The sequence below is a fragment of the Microbacterium testaceum genome, from assembly GCF_003075375.1.
In the GTDB taxonomy this organism is placed as follows: domain Bacteria; phylum Actinomycetota; class Actinomycetes; order Actinomycetales; family Microbacteriaceae; genus Microbacterium; species Microbacterium testaceum_E.
This window is the reverse complement of sequence record NZ_QDFT01000027.1, coordinates 1-18,856: the sequence shown is the minus strand read 5'-3', so window position 1 is coordinate 18,856 and position 18,856 is coordinate 1. Positions and strand designations below refer to the sequence as shown.

The following is an 18,856-nucleotide window of genomic DNA, read 5'->3' as shown; positions in this document are numbered from 1 at the left end:
TTCGCGCGCATCGCGGAGGTTATGCACGTGCCCGCGTACGGCTGGCACGCGTCGCCGAGCCCGGCACCCCGCGCTCCCGACGGCCCGCAGGCTCAGTGGCCCCGAGGGACGTAGTTCCCGTCGATCAGGCCCGCCTCGATTTCGAAGCGGTTGCGCAGGGGGTCGCGCCCGGCGAGGGCGTAGAGCACCGGCATCAGGAAGCCGTAGCGTCGCCACTGGACCTTATGAACGGCCTCGTGGCGCAGGACCGCGTCGCTCGGGCGGTCGTCGCCGGTCAGGAAGCACCCGCCCACGCACACCCCGCCCCGGGGGAACGCCCAGGCCGGCAGGCCGCGGAACACCCACAGGCCCTGCCGCTTCTCGATCCGGCCCGTGCTCCAGATCGACCCCCACACCCACCCGACGGTGCAGCCGTACCAGTAGCCCACGCGGCTGACACGTGAGTCGAGCAGGGCCCCGGGGATGAACCGGTCCAGACGCCGTCCGCGCGCGACCGCACGATCGGCGCGCTCGCGCCACCCGGTCGGGGGAGAGGGGATAGGGCTCACGCGAGGGCCCCGATCACGCGCAGGATCGTGCCGAGATCGTCGACGGCCGCGGCGGGAGACGACGGCGAGAACTCCGTCAGGGTCGCGCCGGCCAGCGGCATCCGCTCCCGAAGGCGGCGGATGGATGCCACGACCTCGACCGTCCGCGCCCCGAAGGGTTCGGGCAGGGCGACGCCCGTGATCTCGGCGGGGTCGAGGACGTCGAGGTCGACGTGCACGTGCACGCGGGTCGCTCCGGTGGCCGCGACGGCGTCGGCGAGGGCGTCGGGGTCGGTCAGGTCGGACGGCGCGAGCACGCGGACGCCGTTCTCGCGCACGAACCGTTCCTCTTCGGCGTCGAGCGCGCGGGTTCCCGCGAGCACCAGGCGAGAGGGAGGGATGCCGGGATCCAGCCGCAGCAGCGTGTCGCCGTCGCCCGCGACGGCGCGCAGCACCATGCCGTGGAAGGCGCCGCTGGGCGAGGACTCGGGAGTGTTGAGGTCGGCGTGCGCGTCGAGCCAGACGACGGCCAGGTCGTCGCCGGCGACGGCGGACACGGCGCCGAGCGCCACCCCGCAGTCCCCGCCGATCACGACGGTGTGCTCATCGGCGGCGCGCACCGCCTCGTGGATGCGCTCGCGCATGCGGACCAGGGCGCTCATGCGCTGCACACGGGTGCCCTGCGCGTCGCCCGCCTCGGACGGAGCCTCGAGCACCGTCGTGGAGGCGCGAGGCAGATCCCCGGCGATGGCCTCGGCCCCGTCGATGAGCTGCATCGCGCGAGACGAGGACGAGCCCTGCCACTGCGGGGCGACGATGAATCGGGTCATGCGGGCTCCTCGCCGTCGGACGGGAATGCACCGCCCGACGAGGCGGGCGGTGCATTCGCGATCGGTCAGACCTGATCGGGGCTGGGTGCGTCGATCGCGGCGCGCTGGGGGCCGCCGACCTTCAGCGCGGCCAGACGCGCCTCGACCTCGGTGAGTTCGCCCACGTCCTCGAGCGCGTTGAACTGCGCGTCGATGCTCGACGCGGCCAGCTCCTGCTTGCCCGCGGCGAGGGCCTCTTCGCGGCGGATCTTGTCTTCGAAACGGCCGAGCTCGCTCGTGGGGTCGAGCACGTCGATCGACTTCACCGCGTCGTGGACCTTGTTCTGGGCCTCGGCGACCTTGGCGCGTGCGGTCAGCTCGTTGCGCTTCGCCTTGAGCTGCTCGAGCTTGCCCTTCATGCCGTTGAGGCCGTCCTTGAGCTTGTCGACGACCTCGGTCTGGGCGGCGATCGTGGGAGCGGCGGCCTTGGCCTCGCCCTCGGCGGTGATCTGACGCTGCAGGGCGATCTTGGCGAGGTTGTCGAACTTGTCGGCCTCGCCGGTGTTGCCGGCGGCGCGCAGCTCGTCGCCCTTGCGGCTGGCGGCGAGGGCCTTGTTGCCCCACTCGGCCGCGGCCTGGACGTCTTCTTGGTGATCGCGCTCGAGCAGGCGCAGGTTGCCGATGGTCTCGGCGATCGCCGATTCGGCGTCGGCGATCGAGTTGGAGTAGTCGCGGACGAGCTGGTCGAGCATCTTCTGCGGGTCCTCGGCCTGGTCGAGGAGCGCGTTGACGTTCGCGCGGACGAGGGTCGAGATGCGACCGAAGATGGACTGCTTGGCCATGCGGGTGTTCCTTCCGGGAAGCGACGGTGTCGAGTCTGGTGGCGGTTGCTACGAATTGTCTGTGATGGACCGGTGCGGGCGCGAGGGGTGGATCAGCGGCGTCCTCCGCGTCCTCCTCCGGCGCGGCTGCGCCCGCCGCCCGAGAAGCCGCCTCCGCCTCCGCTGCGCGAGCGACCGCCCCCGCCCGAGAAGCCCCCGCCGAAGCCGCCCCCGCGTGAGCCGCCGGAGCCGAAGCCGCCGGAGCCGAAGCCGCCGGAGCCGAAGCCGCCGGAGCCGAAGCCGCCGCCGAGGCCGCCCAGGCCCCCGAGACCGCCGCCGCCGAAGCCGCCGCGTCGGCCCGAGCCGCCGCCGAGCAGGGCGTTGACGGCGATGCCGCCGAGGATGGCCCCCATCAGGTCGCCGCCTCCGCCGCCGCCGCCGAACGACCCGACGTCGCTCTGCGCGGCGGACGCGGCCTGATCGGCGAGCCCGGCGGCGCGCTGGGCAAGGGCGAGAGCGCCTTCGGGGTCGTCCGCGCGCAGCTGCTCCGCCTGCACGAGGGCTGCTCCGGCCTCGGCCAGACGCGTGCGCGCGGTGGCGCCCACGGCGCCGCGCCGCGTGGCGATGAAGTCCTCGGTCGCGCGAACCTGCGCCCGCGCCTGCGCGAGCGTCGCGTCGAGCTGCGACCCGGCGCGGCGCCGGCGTTCGGCCTCGTCGCGCACCTGAGCGAGCACCGCGTCGATCGTGGCGTTCGCCTGCTGCAGCGTCTCGGTCGCGCGCAGGGGGTCGGTGCGCGCCTCTGTCAGCGCGGCGCGCCCGGTATCGAGCTGCGCGCGCGTGGACGCGATCGCCCCGGCGACCCGACCGTCGGCGTCGGGCAGCTCGGCCGCGGCCGCGAGGTCGCCCTCGAGCTCGGCGACGAGCGCTGCGGCGCGTTGCTGCGCCTGGTCGAGATCCGCGCCGCGTGCGGTGATCGCCGTCCGCAGCGCCTCGGCCTGGGCCAGGGCGGCTTGGGCGGCGCGGATCGCCACGGCCGCCTCGCCGGTCCGACCCGCCGCCAGGGCCGCGTCGGCCTCGGCCTCTTGGTGGGCGGCGAGCTCGAGGCGGGTCCGTGCCTGCGCGGGGTTGTCGGCGACGGGTGCGAGGGCGTCCTCGGTGTAGCGTCCGCGCAGGTCGTCGAGCTCGGCGTCGGCGCCGGTGACGGTGGACGCGACCTCGCTGCGGCGCGCGGCCAGGGCCGTGAGGGCGGCCGGGGCATCGGCCTCGAGGGCGCGCAGCTCGTCGAAGGCCGCGGCCTTGGCATCCAGGGATTCATCGATGCCGGCGCACAGCCGCAGGATCTCGATGTAGGCGGCGCGGCGCTGCTCGTCGGTCTCGGGCTGGTCGTCGTCGAGCTGCTGCTGGAGCGAGAAAGCGCGGTCGAGGTCGGCCTTGGCCTGAGCGAGCACCTCGGTGAAGGGGGCCGCGGCGTCGTCGCCGAACTGGGCCCGGGCGAAGCCGAGCTCCTGCTCGCTGGTCTTGACGGCGTCGTCGGTGGCGACCAGCGCCGAGCCGGCGCGCCGCGACAGCTCGTCGATGCTCTCGGTCGGTCCGGCTCCCGGGCCCTGGCCCGTGCGACGCCGTCGTCGCAGCGCGAGCCACACGAGCGCACCGGCGATGACCGCCAGCAGCAGCCCCACCAGCACGATCGGCGCCAGGGCGGGACCGGACTGCGTGGCCGGGGTCGGCGGCGGGGCGGGCTGATTGCCGCCCGACTGGGCGTGGGCGGTGCGGATGCCGTCGGCGGCGGCGATCGCGGCTCCGGCGTCGTCGCCGGCCTCGAGGGCGGGTTGGACGCGGTCCTGCTCGATCGCGCTCAGCTGTGCGGCCGAGAGCTCGCCGTCGTCGACGTCGCCCGAGAGGTAGAACGAGAACGTGTCGCCCTCGATCGCCACCGCGAGCAGATACTGGTGCGGACCGAGGTTGTTGCGGTTGGCGGTCTCGTTGGCCCAATCCTCGGCGGCCGGCGGATCGGTGAACCCGTCGACGTAGACCACCCACAGGTCGAGTCCCGTCTGATCGCCCAGCGTGATGAGGCGGGACTGCACCTCGGCCTCTTGCGCGTCGGTGAGCACCCCGGCTTGGTCGAGCACGTAGCTCGAGCCGAGCGACGGAGGAGCGACGGCAGCCGCGCTCCAGGGGGAGACCAGCACCCCGGCCGCGGCGACCACCACCGTCGTGATCGCACGTGCCACCCTCGGGTGTCGCATCCATCCTCCTTCGGCGCCGGGTGTCCTCCACCCTATGCACGACCGCCGACACCGGGGTAGGAGCGGCGCGTCCCCGGCGGAGGTACCGGGGCGCCGCCTAGGCTCAGACGTTCGGAGGTACACGATGGACGACCGCTACGGCACGGACGTGCTCGCGCGCGGCTGGCGCGACGCCGGCCGCAAGAAGCCCGCCCCCGTGGCGGCATCCGCGGATCTCGTGGTCGAGGTCGTCGGCGACGGCTTCGTCGGCGCGGTGACCCGCGTGGACGGCATGAACGTCGAGCTCGAGGACCGCTTCGGCAAGAAGCGCCTGTTCCCGCTCGGCGGCGGCTTCCTCGTGGACGGGGCCGCGGTCGTGCTCACCGCGCCGGCCGCCGCGGCGAAGGGCCGCACACGGACGGCATCCGGATCCTTCGCGGCCGAAGACCAGCGTGCGCGCACCGCCCGCGCGAGTCGCATCTTCGTCGAGGGCAAGCACGACGCCGAACTCGTCGAGAAGGTGTGGGGCGCGGACCTGCGCGCCGAGGGCGTCGTGGTCGAGTTCCTCGAGGGCGTCGACCTGCTCGAGCAGAAGCTGGATGCCGAGCCCCCCACGGCCGAGCGGCGCTACGGCGTCCTCGTGGACCACCTGGTGCCGAACTCGAAGGAGTCGCGCATCGCCGAGAAGATCGCGCGGGGGCGCCACGGCGCCCACGTGCGCATCGTCGGCCACCCCTTCGTCGACGTGTGGCAGTGCGTCACCCCCCGCGCGCTGGGCATCGCCGCCTGGCCCGAGGTGCCCCGCGGCATCGAGTGGAAGGTCGGCGTCTGCCGCGCCCTCGGCTGGCCCGCCGAGGAGCAGGCCGACACCGCCCGCGCGTGGCAGCACATCCTGTCGAGGGTCACCACCTTCCGCGACCTCGAACCGGCCCTGCTCGGCCGCGTCGAGGAGCTCATCGACTTCGTGACCGTCCCGTGAGCGGCCGCAAGCGCGCGCTCTCGCGCGAGTCATCGGAGTCCGTCGCTTCCGCGGACGGGAAGCGACAGGACGCGGCGGATAGCCTGGGGGACATGGATGCCACCGCCCCCGTGTTCCGCGACAAGCCGGTGTCGTTCGTCCGGCGCAGCGGACGCATGTCCGAGGCGCAGGACCGGGCGTGGGCCGAGCTCTCGCCCTTCTACCTGCTGCCGGTCGAGCGGGCCGCCGCCGCGACGAGCGTGAAGGCGGGCACCGCGATCGACCCGGCGCAGGTCTACGGCCGCGCGGCGCGCCTGGTCGTCGAGATCGGTTCGGGGCAGGGCCACCAGATCGTGTCGGCCGCGGCCGCGCACCCCGACACCGACTTCCTCGCCGTCGAGGTGTTCACGGCCGGGCTCGCGCGCACCATGCTGGATGCCGATCGCGAGGGCGTGAGAAACCTGCGGCTCGTCGAGGCCAACGCCCCCGAGGCGCTCGAGCACCTGCTGCCGGCGGCGTCGGTCGACGAGCTGTGGGTGTTCTTCCCCGATCCGTGGCACAAGAACAAGCACACCAAGCGCCGTCTCGTCGCCCCCGACTTCGCCCGGATCGCGGCGGGGGCAATGCGTCCCGGCGGCACGCTCCGTCTGGCGACCGACTGGCAGGACTACGCCGATCAGATGCGCGACGTGCTGGACGAGGCCCCGGCCTTCGAGCGGGCGTTCGCGGGGGAGTGGGCGGAGCGCTTCGAGGGTCGCGTCCTCACCGCGTTCGAGCGCAAGGGTCTGCGCGTGGGCCGCGATATCCGCGACCTGACCTACACGCGGGTCTCGCCGTGACCGCGCACACCGCGGTGCCGGTCCGCGGGCGTTCCACCTGGACGCCCAAGCTCATCCCGGCACTGTCGGTGTGTCTCGCCGCCCCGGTCCTGTTCGTCGTCCAGATCGTGTGGCTGGGCTGGATCCTGCTCGCGCTCGCCGTGGCATCCGCGATCCTCGTCGACCGGCGCGCGGCGGTGCCCCTCGCCCGCGGGGCCGAGCCGAGCATCGCCCGCGACGTCTCGCTCGTCGCCCTCGGGCAGTTCATCGTCAGCCTCATCCCGCTGCAGGCCGAGCTCGACGACGCGGCCTTCGTGCGCTTCACCCTCGCTCTGGGCGGCGCGGTGGTCGTGCCCTACGTCGTCTCGCGCTTCGTCTACCGCGACCACGCGATCCGTTTCCCCTGGCGCGGCGGCGGACGCTGGACCTGGTGGCAGTGGGCCTGGCTCGCGGGCGTCATCGTGCTGGGCTACCTGATCCTGCCGTTCTACTTCATCACCTCGGGCGTCTACACGAACTGGCCCGAGGTGACCACGCCCGACCTCATCGCGCGCCTGTTCGTCGGTGTCGGCGCCGTGGGCATCTGGGACGAGCTGTTCTTCATCTGCACGGTCTTCGTGCTGCTGCGTCGGCACTTCCCCGACCTGACCGCGAACCTGCTGCAGGCGATCGTCTTCGTCTCGTTCCTGTGGGAGCTCGGCTACCAGGCGTGGGGGCCGCTGCTGACGATCCCCTTCGCGATCGTGCAGGGCTTCCTCTTCTTGAAGACCCGGTCGCTCTGGTACGTCGTGACCGTGCACCTGCTGTTCGACGCCGTCGTGTTCGGGGTCCTCGTTCACGCGCACAACCCCGGCGCGGCATCCATTTTCCTGATCTGATCCCGGATCCCGCGGCTCCCGCGTCGTCCTCGGTGACCGCCGCATCGCCGTCGTCGGTGACCGCCGCGTCGCCGTCGCCGCGCCGTCCTCGATAAACGCCGATCGTGTCGAGACACGCGGCGCCGCAGCGTGTCTCGACACGCACGGCGTTTATCGAGGGGGGGCGAGGGCGGGCGAGGGCGCGGGAGGGTGGAGGGGGAGCGGACCGGCTGCACGGGCCCTGCTCAGGTGCGACCGCTACGCTGGACCGTGGACGCCCTCCGCGTCCCCGGACGAGGGATCAGTACCCGGACTGCGACAAGACTGGCCAAGGAGCATCGTCATGTCGTGGATCGTCCTCGTCGTCTCGGGTGTCCTCGAAGCCGTGTGGGCCACGGCTCTGGGCCGTTCCGAGGGGTTCACCAAGCTGTGGCCGAGCGTCGTGTTCGGCGTCGCACTGGTCGCCTCGATGGCCGGCCTGGCGTACGCGATGCGCGAGATCCCGACCGGCACCGCCTACGCCGTCTGGGTGGGCATCGGAGCCGCGCTGACCGTCGTGGTGGGAATGATCTCGGGCGCCGAGGCGATCTCGGTGGTGAAAGTGCTGCTGATCCTGGGGCTGGTGGGTTGCGTCATCGGCCTCAAGGTCGTCGGCGACGCCCACTGACCAGGGGATTCCGCTCGAAGTCAACCGGATGGAACGCTCGGTTTCATCCGGTACGATCCACCCCAACTGCACTTGTCCGGGCCCGACACCGTCGTCACTCGCCCACATCTTCCCCGTGAAAGGTTCCGAGTGAGCGCACCGCCGAGCGAGCTTGTCACCCCGACGCAACCGTCGAGGGTCATCGGGCGTCCGTCGCGACGCCTCGACCGTCTGCGTGATTCCCGCGTCGGACGGGCGCTGCGCCAGTACGGCGCAGACGTGCTGCGCGCCCCCGAGGGCGTCGTCCCGATCGAACGCGGCGCCTTCGTCAAGGTGCTCGCGCTGTGGGCCATCGCCCGCGTGGTCAACTTCGGCCTGCTGTGGGGCTTCTACTCGGTGGCCAAGGCGGCCCGCTGGGGCTTCGGTCCCGACAGTGAGCGCCTCGGCACCTTCTTCGACTACCTCACGGGGTGGGATGCCGACCGCTACGGCCAGATCGCGGCGCAGGGCTACCCCATGTCGTTGCCGATGAACGTGTCGGGCGACATCCTGCCGAACAACTGGGCGTTCCTGCCGGTGTTCCCCACGCTCGTGCGCGTGATCTCGGGCGCGACGGGTCTGGGATGGCAGCCGGTCGCGGTCCTGCTCAGCCTGGGCGCGAGCCTGGGCGCGACCTGGCTGCTCTTCGTGCTGCTGCGCACCGTCACCAAGCCGCAGCCGGCGTGGTGGGGAATGGTGTTCTTCTCGTTCGCCCCGATGTCGTTCCTCTTCGTCATCGGCTACAGCGAGGGCCTGTTCATGCTGCTGATGTTCGCGGGCATGCTGCTGGCGATCAAGCGGCGCTACCTGTGGATCCTGCCGATCGGTCTGATCGCCGCGTACACGCGTCCGGGTGTGCTCGCGCTGGGGCTGGCGCTGGGCATCGTGTTCCTCGTCCGCTTCTTCCGTCGCAAGGTCGACCCCTTCCCGGTGCGCGAGTGGGCATCGCTCATGGCCTCGGGTCTGACGATCGCGGTCGCCGGTCTGTCGTGGAACCACATCGCGCAGTACGTCACCGGCACGCACAACGCCTACATCCGCACCGAGCTCGGCTGGTGGCTGGACTACGTCGGCAACGACGAGTTCACGCCCTTCACGCCGTGGTTCCGTCAGGCGGCGACACACCTCGGCGTCGTGGGCGTCGTGCTCGTCGTGGCGCTGATCGTCGGCTTCCTCGCGCTCATGTGGTCGCGCCCCGTCCGCAAGCTGGGCCTCATGGTCGTGGCCTACGGCTTCAGCTACGGCGTGTACATCCTCGCGGTCTTCCTGCCGCAGCAGAGCACCTTCCGCCTGCTCATGCCCATGGCTCCCCTGCTGGGCGACGAGCGCTGGTCCTCGACCCCGCGGCGTCGCGTCGCGATCCTCGCGGGGTGCGTGGTGCTGCAGCTCGTGGCCATCCTGCTGCTGTGGACCCGCGGAAACCCGTGATCCGCTCCTGAACGGACGGAAGGGCGGTGCCGATCGGCACCGCCCTTCCGCGTTCTCGACGAGCGATCAGTCGGGCGAGCCGCCGGGGTCGACGGCGTCGATCACGTCCTGCTCGACGGCGTTGTCGGCATCCATCTCGGCGGAGCCGACGGCGTCGCCCTGCTCCCGGGCGAAGGCGCCCGCACCGCCGTCGCCGCCGGAGGCCGGCCCGGGCTGCGTCTCGGGCGTGAGCGGGACCGTCGGTTCGGTGGGTGTGGGTGCCGTGGGCTCCGACGGCGTGGGCGCGGTCGGCTCGGCGGGGGATCCGGGGAAGGGGCTCGGTGTGCTCATGGGCCGACTCTGCGCGTCGCGGCCCGCCTGCGCGAGCCCCTTCCCGATCGGGTCGCGACGGTGTAACCGCCGGGCGCTAGGCTCGTCGCCGGGCAGAACGACCGCAGGGGGAAATGTGTCGACCGCACACGATGTGACCAGGCGAGAGGCCATCGCGCAGTACCGACTCGTGGGCGAACCGCCCGAGCCCGACCTGCAAGGTCTGGTCGAGCTCGCGGCGACCGTGTGCGCCGTGCCGACGGCGGTCATCAACATCATCGACGACCGCATGCAGCACCAGGTCGCGGCGGTCGGCATCCAGGCGGCCACCTGCTCGCGCGAGGACTCGATGTGCGCCGCGGTCATCGTGAACCCCGGTCGGGTCGTCGTCCCCGACGCGCGTCTGGACTCCCGCTTCGCCGCGAACGCCTTCGTCACCGGCGAGATCGCGAACGTCCGCTTCTACGCCTCGAGCCCGCTGATCACCCCCGACGGGGTGGCGATCGGCACGCTCTGCGTCTTCGACGACGAGGTCGGAGAGCTCTCGGATGCCAGCAGCCGCGCTCTCGATCTGCTCGCCCACCAGGTCATCGACGTCCTCGAGCTGCGGCGCGTGCAGCGCGACCTCGTCGAATCCAACGCCCAGCTCGAGAGCTTCGCGGCGCAGGTCAGCCATGACCTGCGGAACCCCCTCACCGCGCTGACGGGCTTCCTCGAACTGGCGGCCGACAGCCCCGAGATGGCGGCGGCACCGCGGGCTGCGCGTTCGCTCGCGCGCGCCGAGGCCGCGGCCGGCCGCATGAGCGCGATGGTCGCCGACCTGCTCGACTTCGCGCGCATGGGGGGCACGCGACCGCACCTGGGCGAGGTCGACGTGGCCGAGACCGTCGACGCCGTGCTCGAGGACCTCGACGGCGCCCTCGTCGCCACGGGCGCCACGGTGACGGTGGATGCCGAGACCTTCGTCCGCGGCGACGACACCCTGCTGCGGGTGCTGCTGCAGAACCTCATCGCGAATGCGGTGAAGTTCACGGTGGCCGCCGAGCGGGTGCCCGAGGTGCGCGTGAGCGTCGAGGTGCTGCCCGACGGGTGGCGCATCACGGTGGACGACAACGGCGATGCGGTGGAGCCCGAGATGCGCGAGCGCGTGTTCGAGCCGATGCAGCGCAACCACGGGGCCGACGTGCAGGGCATCGGCATCGGCTTGGCGACCTGCCGCCGCATCGTCGACGCGCACGGCGGCTCGATCGGCCTGGACGTCTCGCCCACGGGCGGCACGCGCGCGTGGTTCGTCCTGCCCGCGGCCGGGCGTCAGCGGGGTGCCGCGGCGGCGTGAGCGCGGCGCCGTCGGATCGCGGGCGGTTCCGGCCGCCGCGATACCCGGACCTGCGCCGGGGCGCAACCTCCGCGACGGGTGTCGGTGGGTGACCGTAGCGTGGGCGAAGTCGAGGCGGCTTCTCGCGGCATCCGTCCGCACCTCTTCGGCGGGGAGGATCGGCGCATGGCCCGCAACGTCCGCCTGTTGCACTGCACCCCCGACGACGTGTTCCGCGTTCTCGAGAACGGCTGGCTCTACCCCCTCTGGGTGGTGGGCACGTCGCGCATGCGCGACGTGGGCGAGGACTGGCCCGCCGAGGGGGCGACCCTGCACCACTCCTTCGGCTCGTGGCCGCTGCTGGTGAACGACACCACCGTGATGCGGGTCTGGGATCCGCCCCACCGTGCCGTTCTCGAGCCGCACGGCGGCCCGATCGGCGTCGCCCGCGTGGCCATCGACGTCAAGCCGCGCGGAGACGCGTGCGTCGTGCGCATCCAAGAAGAGCCGGTGTCCGGCCCGACCACGATCCTGCCCGACACCGTCTTCGACGCCATCACCCGGTGGCGCAACGCCGAGACGCTGCACCGCCTCGCCTACCTCGCCGAGGGCGGAGCGCCCGGTACCACCGGCGGTGCGAGCGCGATCGGACATGCCTCGACCGCCGAGAAGGAGCCCCTGCAGCGATGAGCGAGAGCTACGACGCGATCATCGTGGGCTCGGGGCCCAACGGCCTGGCGGCGGCGGTGACGCTCGCGCGCGCGGGTCTCGCGGTCGCGGTCTACGAGCGGTCCGCGCAGTTCGGCGGTGCCGCCGCGACGGCCGAGCTGACGCTGCCCGGCTATCGCCACGACGTCGGTTCGGCCGTGCACCCGCTCGCCCTCGAGTCGTGGTTCTTCCGCGAGTTCGGCCTGGACCGCCGCGTGCCGTTCGTCGTGCCGGAGGTGTCGTACGCGCACCCCCTCGACGGTGGGCGCGCGGGCCTGGCCTGGCGCGATCTCTCGCGGGCGGCCGAGGGCCTGGGCGTCGACGGACCCGCGTACGAGCGTCTCATGAAGCCCCTGGTGTCGCACCTGCGGGGTGTCGCCGACTTCACCGGCAACGCCCTTCTGCGCATCCCGGGCGACCCCCTCGCGGCCGTGTTCTTCGGTCTGCGCGCGCTCGAGCAGGGGGGACCGTGGTGGAACACCCGCTTCCGCGACGAGGTCGCGCCGAGCATGATCACCGGCGTGTCCGCGCACACGATCCTGCACCAGCCGAGCCTGGCCGCGGGCGGTGCGGGTCTGGTGCTCGCCACCTACGGTCACGGCCGCGGCTGGCCGATCCCGGTCGGCGGCAGCCAGTCCATCGCCGACGCGATGATCGACGACATCCGCGCGCACGGCGGTGTGCTGCACGCGGGCGTCGAGGTGACCTCGCTCGACGAGCTGCCTCCCGCCCGCGCGGTGCTGCTCGACACGAACCCCCGCACGATGATCCGCCTGGCGGGGGCGCGGATGCCGTCGGCCTACCGTCGCACGCTGGAGCGGTTCCGCTACGGCGGCGGTGTCGCCAAGGTCGATTTCGCTCTGTCGGAACCGGTGCCGTGGGCCGACCCCGATGTGGCGCGCTCGGGCACCGTCCACATCGGCGGAACGCGGGCCGAGATTGCGGCGGCCGAGAACGCGGTCGACCGCGGTCAGCTGCCCGACGCGCCGTACGTGCTGGCGGCGCAGCCGACGCTCTTCGACGCCACGCGTGCTCCCGCCGGCCGGCACGTGCTCTGGGCCTATACGCACGTGCCCGCGGGCAGTCCCGCCGATCGCGAAGAGGCGGTGGTCCGCCAGATCGAGCGCTTCGCCCCCGGGTTCCGCGACACGGTGCTGGCGTCGTCCTCGCGCACGGCCGTCGACATCGCGGCGTGGAACCCCAACTTCCCCGGGGGAGACATCTCGGCCGGTGCGCCCACGCTCACCCAGCTGCTCGGCCGGCCCGTCTACAGTCCCGACCCGTGGCGCACACCGATGCGCGGTGTCTACCTGTGCTCCTCGTCGGCGAGCCCCGGTCCCGGAGTGCACGGCCTCGCGGGGTGGCAGGCCGCCCTGAGCGTCCTGCGACACGAGTTCGGCACGCGCCTGCGCCCGGGGCTGGCTCCCCGCGACGACCAGCTCTTCACCGCGGCGCGCTGACGGTGCCCGAGGGCGACAGCGTCTTCCGACTGCGACGCAGATTGGATGCCGCTACCCGCGGTTCCCTCGTGGTCGACGGCGAGGTGCGCTCCGGCACCGCCGCCGGTCGCTCTCTCGCCGGGGTGACGATCGTCGCCTACGACACGCACGGCAAGCACCTGCTGACCCGCTTCGACGACGGCCGCACCCTGCACACGCACCTGCGCATGCAGGGCAGCTGGACGATCACGCGGGCGGGGCGGCGCCTGCCGACGGCGGTCCGCGATCAGGCGCGCGTGCGGATGCGCCTCGCGGACGGGCGCGAGGTGTGGGGAATCGACCTGCCCGTGGTCGAGCTCGTGCCCACGGCGCGCGAGGTCGACGCCGTGGGGTACCTCGGTCCCGATCCGTTGCGGGAGGACTGGGATGCCGACGAGGCGGTGCGGCGCCTGTCGCAGCGACCCGATCGACCCGTCGTCGCCGCGCTCCTGGATCAGACGCGGATGGCGGGCCTCGGCAACCTGTGGGTCAACGAGCTCGCCTTCCTGCGCGGCATCCACCCGTTCGCTCCCATCGGAGCGACCGACCTGCACGCGCTGGTGGCGCTCGCCGCGCGGTGCCTGCGCCTGTCGGCCACCGTGCCGGGCATGTATCAGGTCACGACCGGCGACCGGCGCCGCGGTTCGTCGCACTGGGTCGTGGGGCGCGCCGGCCGACCGTGTCTGCGCTGCGGCACCCGGGTGCGGGTGCGCGACGAGGTCGCGAACGACCCGGAGCAGCGGCGGACGTGGTGGTGTCCGCGGTGCCAGCCCTCGCCGTCCGGCGCCGATGTCGGACCCCCGGAGTAGAACGGGACGATGGCCGTCCACCGTGAGAACCTGCTGCGCGTCACCCGCATCTACGCCGAGGACGCCGCGCTCGAGCTCGAGCGCGGGCGCGAGATCGTGGCGCGATGGCCCGAGGCCCGGATCGTCCCGATCGCCTCGCACTGGCAGATCCCCGAGGTGCACGGCGACGAGACGAACGTCGCGCGCTGGGTGCGGATCAAGACCGAGGCGTTGGTGCTGGGCGTCAAGAAGAGCGTGACGACGCGCGTGAACGGCCGCTCCGCCGACTTCATCGCCCCCTCGCTGTCGAACGGCTGCGCCATGGCGTGCGCGTACTGCTACGTCCCCCGACGCAAGGGGTACAGCAACCCCATCACGGTCTTCGCCAACATCGAGCAGATCACTCGGCATCTCGCCCGTCACGTTGCTGCGCGGGGCCCCAAGACCGAACCCAACCAGTGCGACCCCGAGGCGTGGGTCTACGACATCGGCGAGAACGGCGACTGCTCGGTCGACGCGATGATCAGCGAGAACGTGCGCGACGTGTGCGACCTGTTCCGCATGCTCCCCACCGCCAAGGCGTCGTTCGCGACGAAGTTCGTCAACCGCGATCTGCTCGAGTGGGACCCGGCGGGGCGTACTCGCATCCGCTTCTCGCTCATGCCGGCCGACACCGCGCGCGTGACCGACCTGCGCACTTCGCCGATGGCCGAGCGCATCGCGGCCATCAACGACTTCGTCGACGCCGGGTACGAGGTGCACGTCAACTTCTCGCCCGTGATCCTCACCCCCACGTGGTTGCGCGACTGGTCCGAGCTGTTCGATCAGCTCGACGCCGCCCTGCACCCGCGGGCCAAGGCGCAGCTCGCCTGCGAGGTGATCTTCCTCACGCACAACGAGGGGTTGCACGAGGTCAACCTGGGGTGGCACCCCAAGGGCGAGGACCTGCTCTGGACCCCCGCCACGCAAGAAGAGAAGAGGTCGCAGAACGGGGCGGTCAACGTCCGGTACCGGCATCCCCTCAAGGCCGAGAGCGTGGCCGCGCTCACCGCGCTCATCGCCGAGAAGCTGCCGTACTGCCGGGTGCGCTACGCGTTCTGAACGCGCCCGGACAGCGATCGACCCCGGGGCCGTGAGGCACCCGGGGTCGTCGGTCAGCTGATGTCGCCGGTGGGGGAGTCGTCCGTCGATGCGGCGTCGTCCGCGTCGCGCTGAGCGGCGGCACCCTCTTCGGGCGATTCGCTGCCCGCGCCGTTCGCGTCCTGATCGGGGGCGTCGTCTGCGCGGCCGTCGTGCGGAGTCATGGGATTCCCTTCGTCGAATGGACTGCGACCGTGACACGACTCGTCGGCCGTGTCCAGGGGGTCGACGCGCGGTCAGAGCGGAGTGACGCCGTACCGGGCGGTGAAGTCGGCGGTCGCGGCCTCTTCGAAGGCATCGGCGTCGTCGCGCAGGTCGCCCTCGGCGGTGCCGTTCACAGGTAGGGCGCCAGGGCGCCGGCGGTCAGGGCGAAGGCCAGGGCCGTCCCCCCGACGGCGGTGGCGGTCACGAGCGCGGCGCGCTCGAGGCGAGCGCGGTGCCGAGTGTTCGCGGGATGCGTCGTGGTGCGAAGGGACGCCTTGGCCGCGTCGAGCGCGTCGTAACGACCGATCGGGATGCCGTGGGCATCGCGCGACACGAAACCCCCGGCGACGGCGTCGACGCACCCGAAGTACTCGCCGCCGCGATGGGCGACCCAGAAGCCGGTGTCGACTCCGGCCCACGTCACGCGGGCCGAGGTGAGGGCAGTGGTGGCGGAGGACATGTCAGGCGGCGACCGAGAGGGAGCGACGGCGGGCGGCCGGGGCGGCGGCGCGGACCGGGGTGCGCGGCGCGGCGTCGGCGGCGGGGATCTCGGCGGTCAGATCGACGACGAGTCCCGCGGAGGAGTTGGCCATGTCGGCCATGTTCTTCAGCGCGGTGGCGTTCAGGGACTCGGGCTCGGCGGAGTCGAAGACGAAGCGCAGCGGGATCGCGGGCTGCAGCCACAGGGTGGAACGACCGGGGGTGCCGTCGACGTGCGTCCAGCTGAGGGTGAAGCTCTCGGAGCGACGGAGCTTGGTGGTCGCGACCACCTTGAGGTGGGAGAGCAGGCGGTCGGGGATGGTGATCGACTCGGTAGACGTGCCGTAGAACAGGTGGCCCATGGGGAACTCCCTTCAGAAGCGATTAGCTGTGTGTAGAACATACTCGCTTAGTAACTAGTTTGTCTAACTATTTGTTTCGTTGTATAGTTGCGGGACGAGCGGGGAGGAGTGTGCCATGACAGACGTCGAAACCACGTCCCGCGAACCCGCCACCACGGAGCCGGACGACGAGGTCACGTACTGGTACGGCGACGAGCCCGCCGACCGCCGGCGTCGCAGCAAGGCCGTCCTCGAAGCGCTGCGCATCTATCGCGCGGCCGAGGTCGCCATGCGGCGCCGCACCCGCGACTCGATGTCGATGGGCGAGAACGAGCTGCTCGTCCTGCGCTATCTGCTGCGCGACAAGTCGAGGCGCGTCCGCCCGGGCGAGCTCACCCGCTACCTCGGGCTGTCGACCGCGTCGACCACGGCCATCCTCGACCGTCTCGAGCGGTCGGGCCACATCGTGCGCAGCGCCAACCCCGACGATCGTCGGAGCATCTTCATCGAGTCGACGCCACGCGCCGACGCCGAGGTGCGTCAGACCCTCGGCAACATGCACGATCGCATGCTCGCGGCCGTCATCGACATGACGCCCGAAGAGTCGGCCGCCGTGGTGGCCTTCCTGCACCGCATGAGCGACGCCGTCGACGGCGTCGCGGTCGAACCGTCCGCGAACGAGACCCCGCAGATCGAGTCCCCGTGATCTACGTGCTCGTCGGCGGCCCGCGCGACGGACAGCACGTGGACGACCTGCCTCGCGGCTACCGCCTCTCGCTCAGCGATCCCCAGCCCGAACCCTTCGGGGAGTTCGACACGGTGCGTGCGGTCTGGTTCGAACTCGACGAGGCGATGTTCCGCAGCGCGCAGCGACGGGACTGAGCCGTACCCCACCCGGCGCGCGAGGGCAACCCGCGTGGATCGGCGCTGATCCTCGCGCAAGCTCGGATCATGAGAAGCGTGACCTATGCCGGTGAAACCGTGACGACCACCGACGACGTCGCGCAGTCGCTCGTCGAGCTGACCGCCGCGGTGGCGAAAGAGGGACAGGCCGAGGCCGTGCACATCCCGATCGTCACCGACGAGAAGAAGGTCGCCCAGGCCGAGCTCGTCATCGGCGTCGGCAACGACGTGCTGTCCTCCCCGGTCGAGTGGAACGACGAGGAACCGGACTTCTCGCGCGCCGCCGAGGAGCTGAAGAACCACCGTCTGTTCCCGCGCCCGCACCTGCGCGCCGTGGAGCCGGATCGGGATGCCGACGACGAGCCGATCGACTGGGACTTCGACCAGCCGACCCGGGCCTGAGACGTCACCCGACGTTCATCCGAGTTCATCCTCTCGGAGGATGTGCTCGTCCCCGCCCTCCCTCAGCATGGGATGACGCCCGCGATCCGCGCGAGCGTCGAACGCCCGGAGTGGAGAGTCATGACGCCCGACCGCCACGGTGCCCTCGCACCCGCCCCTGACGCGCCCGCCGAGTCCGTCGACCTCAGAGAGCGCCAGCGTGCGTGGATCCGGCTCGCCAAGGCGCGCCTGGCCGCCTTCGTCCGCAGTTCCGCGGGCGAGGTCGACCAGGCCACCCGAGAAGCAGAGTCGGCGCTCCGGGCGGCGGTGTCGTCCGGAACCGGCATCGAGACCCTCTCGGCCGAGCTCGAGGTCAGCCCCCGGGCGCTGCGGGCGATCGTCGACGGATCTGTGCCGCTGCGCAGTCTCCACCCCGACGACAGTCTGCGTCCCGCCTGAGCGCGCACCGGTGCAACCGCCCGCGCCGCCCGTCACGGGGTTACGCTCATCCCTGACGTGCGTGGCGAGGAGGCGGCGGGATGAGCGAGCGCAGATTCGAGTGGGGCGGGCTCAGCGCCGACCGCGCCGACTACGTCACGGCCGCCGAGGCGCTCGCCATGCTCGAGGTGCTCGTCATCGCCCAGGCGGATCTTTCCGTCACGACCGAGCTGCGCGACGGTGCGGCCTGGGCGCGGTTCTCGCGCGGTGACCGGTGGGCGTTGGTGTCGACGCCCGGCTCGCGGTGGTTCTCGGTCGAGACCGACACGGGCCACCGCATGCAGCTCGTCGACGCGTCGTCGTCCAAGGATCAGAGCGCGCAACTCCTCGCCGTCTACGTCGACGTGGCCGAGGCGTACGTCCGCGGCGACGCCGCACCCGCCCCCGGCCGCGGGCTGGGCGGCTCGATCGTCACGGTCGACGTCGACGGGCGCGAGGTCATGCTCCGGATGCCGTTCACCCGCCGCGTCCGCGCCCTGTTCCACCACTAGGGCGTGTCTGACAAAGGTTGAGGGGATCGGTTGAGACGCTGGAGCGGTGACGCGGTTTCGGTTGCTTACGGATGCTCAGTGGTCTCTGATCGATGGGATGTTGCCGAGGCCGACGGGTCGCCCGGGTCGGAAGTTCTCGGACGCGCGGACGATGCTGGAAGGGATCATTTACCGGTATCGGTGCGGGATCGCGTGGCGCGATCTTCCTGCAGTGTTCGGCCCGTGGCAGACCGTGTGGACCTGGCATCGCAGGCTCGCGACCGAAGGCACCTGGGACTCGATCGTGCAGTCGCTGATCGCGCAGGCCGACGCCGAGGGGCTGGTGGACTGGTCGGTATCGGTGGATTCGACGATCACGCGGGCGCATCAGCACGCGACGAACACGAGTCGCCCCACAGGGGGCTGTATCGAATTACACGAATCCGGGCGTCGAGCCGCCTGATCATGCTATCGGCCGCTCCCGGGGCGGCCTGTCGACGAAGATCCACCAGCTCGTTGACGGGAAGGGGCTGCCGCTGGTCACGGTGATCACCCCCGGACAGGCCGGTGATTCGCCGATGCTGCTGCCCTTGCTGGATCAGCTTCGCGTGGGTCGCCCCGTCGGTCGCCCTCGCACCCGCCCGGACGCGGTCCGGGGCGACAAGGCGTACTCGTCCCGCGCGATCCGGTCACGCTTGCGGGGGCGTGGG

General features: G+C 71.9%; 23 protein-coding genes, 1 pseudogene and 1 riboswitch. Of the genes and pseudogenes, 16 read left to right on the top strand and 8 right to left on the bottom strand.

From position 1 onward, the window contains the following. Window positions 1–92: 92 nt before the first annotated feature. From DC432_RS11170 to DC432_RS16860, 4 genes are all read right to left on the bottom strand, one after another. The gene (locus tag DC432_RS11170) at window positions 93–548 is read right to left on the bottom strand and encodes a Fe-S oxidoreductase (RefSeq protein ID WP_116537957.1); all 456 of its coding nucleotides are present in this window, start codon (window positions 546–548) and stop codon (window positions 93–95) included. Further along, window positions 545–1,357: an arginase family protein gene (locus DC432_RS11165; protein WP_116537956.1), complete on the bottom strand. Its 813-nt coding sequence runs from the start codon at window positions 1,355–1,357 to the stop codon at window positions 545–547. The genes DC432_RS11170 and DC432_RS11165 overlap by 4 nt, the downstream gene beginning before the upstream one ends. 65 nt (window positions 1,358–1,422) lie before the next feature. Continuing rightward, entirely contained in the window at window positions 1,423–2,178 is a 756-nt protein-coding gene (locus DC432_RS11160) for a PspA/IM30 family protein (protein WP_108319907.1), read from the bottom strand. A gap of 92 nt (window positions 2,179–2,270) precedes the next feature. Then, window positions 2,271–4,406 (bottom strand): TPM domain-containing protein, encoded by a 2,136-nt coding sequence (locus tag DC432_RS16860; RefSeq protein WP_116537955.1) that lies wholly within the window; start codon window positions 4,404–4,406, stop codon window positions 2,271–2,273. Window positions 4,407–4,530: 124 nt separating this feature from the next. Between DC432_RS16860 and DC432_RS11150 the strand changes: the two genes are divergently transcribed. From DC432_RS11150 to DC432_RS11130, 5 genes are all read left to right on the top strand, one after another. Continuing rightward, entirely contained in the window at window positions 4,531–5,364 is an 834-nt protein-coding gene (locus DC432_RS11150; RefSeq protein ID WP_116537954.1) for a DUF3097 domain-containing protein, read from the top strand. Window positions 5,365–5,456: 92 nt separating this feature from the next. Next, window positions 5,457–6,182 carry a tRNA (guanosine(46)-N7)-methyltransferase TrmB gene (gene trmB, locus DC432_RS11145; RefSeq protein WP_116537953.1) on the top strand — a complete coding sequence of 242 codons (726 nt, stop codon included), beginning with the start codon at window positions 5,457–5,459 and terminating at the stop codon, window positions 6,180–6,182. Further along, window positions 6,179–7,039: a CPBP family intramembrane glutamic endopeptidase gene (locus DC432_RS11140; protein ID WP_207770809.1), complete on the top strand. Its 861-nt coding sequence runs from the start codon at window positions 6,179–6,181 to the stop codon at window positions 7,037–7,039. Before trmB ends, DC432_RS11140 begins: the two co-directional genes overlap by 4 nt. 247 nt (window positions 7,040–7,286) lie before the next feature. Next, a riboswitch (guanidine-III (ykkC-III) riboswitch) is annotated at window positions 7,287–7,351 on the top strand. A gap of 10 nt (window positions 7,352–7,361) precedes the next feature. Next, the gene (locus DC432_RS11135) at window positions 7,362–7,685 is read left to right on the top strand and encodes a DMT family transporter (protein WP_116537952.1); all 324 of its coding nucleotides are present in this window, start codon (window positions 7,362–7,364) and stop codon (window positions 7,683–7,685) included. A gap of 129 nt (window positions 7,686–7,814) precedes the next feature. Continuing rightward, the gene (locus tag DC432_RS11130; protein WP_116537951.1) at window positions 7,815–9,131 is read left to right on the top strand and encodes a hypothetical protein; all 1,317 of its coding nucleotides are present in this window, start codon (window positions 7,815–7,817) and stop codon (window positions 9,129–9,131) included. Between the two features lie 66 nt (window positions 9,132–9,197). Here DC432_RS11130 and DC432_RS11125 read toward each other — a convergent pair whose 3' ends face one another. Continuing rightward, window positions 9,198–9,461 (bottom strand): hypothetical protein, encoded by a 264-nt coding sequence (locus DC432_RS11125; protein WP_116537950.1) that lies wholly within the window; start codon window positions 9,459–9,461, stop codon window positions 9,198–9,200. Window positions 9,462–9,576: 115 nt separating this feature from the next. On the opposite strand from DC432_RS11125, the gene DC432_RS11120 reads away from it, so the two are divergent. The 5 genes from DC432_RS11120 to DC432_RS11100 all read left to right on the top strand — a co-directional run bounded on the left by DC432_RS11120 (window position 9,577) and on the right by DC432_RS11100 (window position 14,830). Further along, window positions 9,577–10,776: a sensor histidine kinase gene (locus DC432_RS11120; RefSeq protein ID WP_207770808.1), complete on the top strand. Its 1,200-nt coding sequence runs from the start codon at window positions 9,577–9,579 to the stop codon at window positions 10,774–10,776. Between the two features lie 165 nt (window positions 10,777–10,941). After that, the gene (locus DC432_RS11115; protein ID WP_116537948.1) at window positions 10,942–11,445 is read left to right on the top strand and encodes an SRPBCC family protein; all 504 of its coding nucleotides are present in this window, start codon (window positions 10,942–10,944) and stop codon (window positions 11,443–11,445) included. Continuing rightward, complete coding sequence (locus tag DC432_RS11110) at window positions 11,442–12,923, top strand: phytoene desaturase family protein (RefSeq protein WP_116537947.1); 1,482 nt, start codon at window positions 11,442–11,444, stop codon at window positions 12,921–12,923. Before DC432_RS11115 ends, DC432_RS11110 begins: the two co-directional genes overlap by 4 nt. Window positions 12,924–12,925: 2 nt before the next feature. Continuing rightward, window positions 12,926–13,750, top strand: coding sequence for a DNA-formamidopyrimidine glycosylase family protein (locus DC432_RS11105; RefSeq protein WP_116537946.1), 825 nt, complete (start codon window positions 12,926–12,928; stop codon window positions 13,748–13,750). A gap of 9 nt (window positions 13,751–13,759) precedes the next feature. Continuing rightward, window positions 13,760–14,830 carry a spore photoproduct lyase family protein gene (locus DC432_RS11100; RefSeq protein ID WP_116537945.1) on the top strand — a complete coding sequence of 357 codons (1,071 nt, stop codon included), beginning with the start codon at window positions 13,760–13,762 and terminating at the stop codon, window positions 14,828–14,830. Between the two features lie 53 nt (window positions 14,831–14,883). Here the strand turns inward: DC432_RS11100 and DC432_RS16440 are convergent, their stop codons facing one another. The 3 genes from DC432_RS16440 to DC432_RS11090 all read right to left on the bottom strand — a co-directional run bounded on the left by DC432_RS16440 (window position 14,884) and on the right by DC432_RS11090 (window position 15,915). After that, window positions 14,884–15,033, bottom strand: coding sequence for a hypothetical protein (locus DC432_RS16440; protein WP_165801253.1), 150 nt, complete (start codon window positions 15,031–15,033; stop codon window positions 14,884–14,886). Window positions 15,034–15,203: 170 nt separating this feature from the next. Continuing rightward, window positions 15,204–15,533 (bottom strand): hypothetical protein, encoded by a 330-nt coding sequence (locus tag DC432_RS11095; protein ID WP_116537944.1) that lies wholly within the window; start codon window positions 15,531–15,533, stop codon window positions 15,204–15,206. A gap of 1 nt (window position 15,534) precedes the next feature. Next, window positions 15,535–15,915 carry a hypothetical protein gene (locus tag DC432_RS11090; protein ID WP_108319378.1) on the bottom strand — a complete coding sequence of 127 codons (381 nt, stop codon included), beginning with the start codon at window positions 15,913–15,915 and terminating at the stop codon, window positions 15,535–15,537. Window positions 15,916–16,030: 115 nt separating this feature from the next. Between DC432_RS11090 and DC432_RS11085 the strand changes: the two genes are divergently transcribed. The 6 genes and pseudogenes from DC432_RS11085 to DC432_RS11060 form a co-directional block, all read left to right on the top strand. Then, complete coding sequence (locus DC432_RS11085) at window positions 16,031–16,600, top strand: MarR family winged helix-turn-helix transcriptional regulator (protein ID WP_116537943.1); 570 nt, start codon at window positions 16,031–16,033, stop codon at window positions 16,598–16,600. Beyond that, window positions 16,597–16,776, top strand: coding sequence for a hypothetical protein (locus DC432_RS11080; protein WP_116537942.1), 180 nt, complete (start codon window positions 16,597–16,599; stop codon window positions 16,774–16,776). The genes DC432_RS11085 and DC432_RS11080 overlap by 4 nt, the downstream gene beginning before the upstream one ends. Window positions 16,777–16,845: 69 nt before the next feature. Next, the gene (locus DC432_RS11075; RefSeq protein WP_243393099.1) at window positions 16,846–17,199 is read left to right on the top strand and encodes a hypothetical protein; all 354 of its coding nucleotides are present in this window, start codon (window positions 16,846–16,848) and stop codon (window positions 17,197–17,199) included. A 120-nt stretch (window positions 17,200–17,319) separates the two neighbouring features. Next, a complete protein-coding gene (locus DC432_RS11070; protein ID WP_133177925.1) occupies window positions 17,320–17,637 on the top strand; it encodes a hypothetical protein in 318 nt (105 codons plus the stop codon). 80 nt (window positions 17,638–17,717) lie between these two features. After that, window positions 17,718–18,167 (top strand): hypothetical protein, encoded by a 450-nt coding sequence (locus DC432_RS11065; protein ID WP_116537939.1) that lies wholly within the window; start codon window positions 17,718–17,720, stop codon window positions 18,165–18,167. A 46-nt stretch (window positions 18,168–18,213) separates the two neighbouring features. Further along, a pseudogene (locus DC432_RS11060) lies at window positions 18,214–18,856 on the top strand (IS5 family transposase); the annotation flags it as partial.

Bases quoted from the DNA above. Each gene is read 5' to 3' on its own strand.
- DC432_RS11075 (WP_243393099.1), top strand. From the start codon at position 16,846: ATGAGAAGCGTGACCTATGCCGGTGAAACCGTGACGACCACCGACGAC.
- DC432_RS11115 (WP_116537948.1), top strand. From the start codon at position 10,942: ATGGCCCGCAACGTCCGCCTGTTGCACTGCACCCCCGACGACGTGTTC.
- DC432_RS11070 (WP_133177925.1), top strand. From the start codon at position 17,320: ATGACGCCCGACCGCCACGGTGCCCTCGCACCCGCCCCTGACGCGCCC.
- DC432_RS11135 (WP_116537952.1), top strand. From the start codon at position 7,362: ATGTCGTGGATCGTCCTCGTCGTCTCGGGTGTCCTCGAAGCCGTGTGG.
- DC432_RS11165 (WP_116537956.1), bottom strand. From the start codon at position 1,357: ATGACCCGATTCATCGTCGCCCCGCAGTGGCAGGGCTCGTCCTCGTCT.
- DC432_RS11095 (WP_116537944.1), bottom strand. From the start codon at position 15,533: ATGTCCTCCGCCACCACTGCCCTCACCTCGGCCCGCGTGACGTGGGCC.
- DC432_RS11100 (WP_116537945.1), top strand. From the start codon at position 13,760: ATGGCCGTCCACCGTGAGAACCTGCTGCGCGTCACCCGCATCTACGCC.
- DC432_RS11085 (WP_116537943.1), top strand. From the start codon at position 16,031: ATGACAGACGTCGAAACCACGTCCCGCGAACCCGCCACCACGGAGCCG.
- DC432_RS11160 (WP_108319907.1), bottom strand. From the start codon at position 2,178: ATGGCCAAGCAGTCCATCTTCGGTCGCATCTCGACCCTCGTCCGCGCG.
- trmB (WP_116537953.1), top strand. From the start codon at position 5,457: ATGGATGCCACCGCCCCCGTGTTCCGCGACAAGCCGGTGTCGTTCGTC.
- DC432_RS11110 (WP_116537947.1), top strand. From the start codon at position 11,442: ATGAGCGAGAGCTACGACGCGATCATCGTGGGCTCGGGGCCCAACGGC.
- DC432_RS11150 (WP_116537954.1), top strand. From the start codon at position 4,531: ATGGACGACCGCTACGGCACGGACGTGCTCGCGCGCGGCTGGCGCGAC.
- DC432_RS16860 (WP_116537955.1), bottom strand. From the start codon at position 4,406: ATGCGACACCCGAGGGTGGCACGTGCGATCACGACGGTGGTGGTCGCC.
- DC432_RS11065 (WP_116537939.1), top strand. From the start codon at position 17,718: ATGAGCGAGCGCAGATTCGAGTGGGGCGGGCTCAGCGCCGACCGCGCC.
- DC432_RS16440 (WP_165801253.1), bottom strand. From the start codon at position 15,033: ATGACTCCGCACGACGGCCGCGCAGACGACGCCCCCGATCAGGACGCG.
- DC432_RS11090 (WP_108319378.1), bottom strand. From the start codon at position 15,915: ATGGGCCACCTGTTCTACGGCACGTCTACCGAGTCGATCACCATCCCC.
- DC432_RS11125 (WP_116537950.1), bottom strand. From the start codon at position 9,461: ATGAGCACACCGAGCCCCTTCCCCGGATCCCCCGCCGAGCCGACCGCG.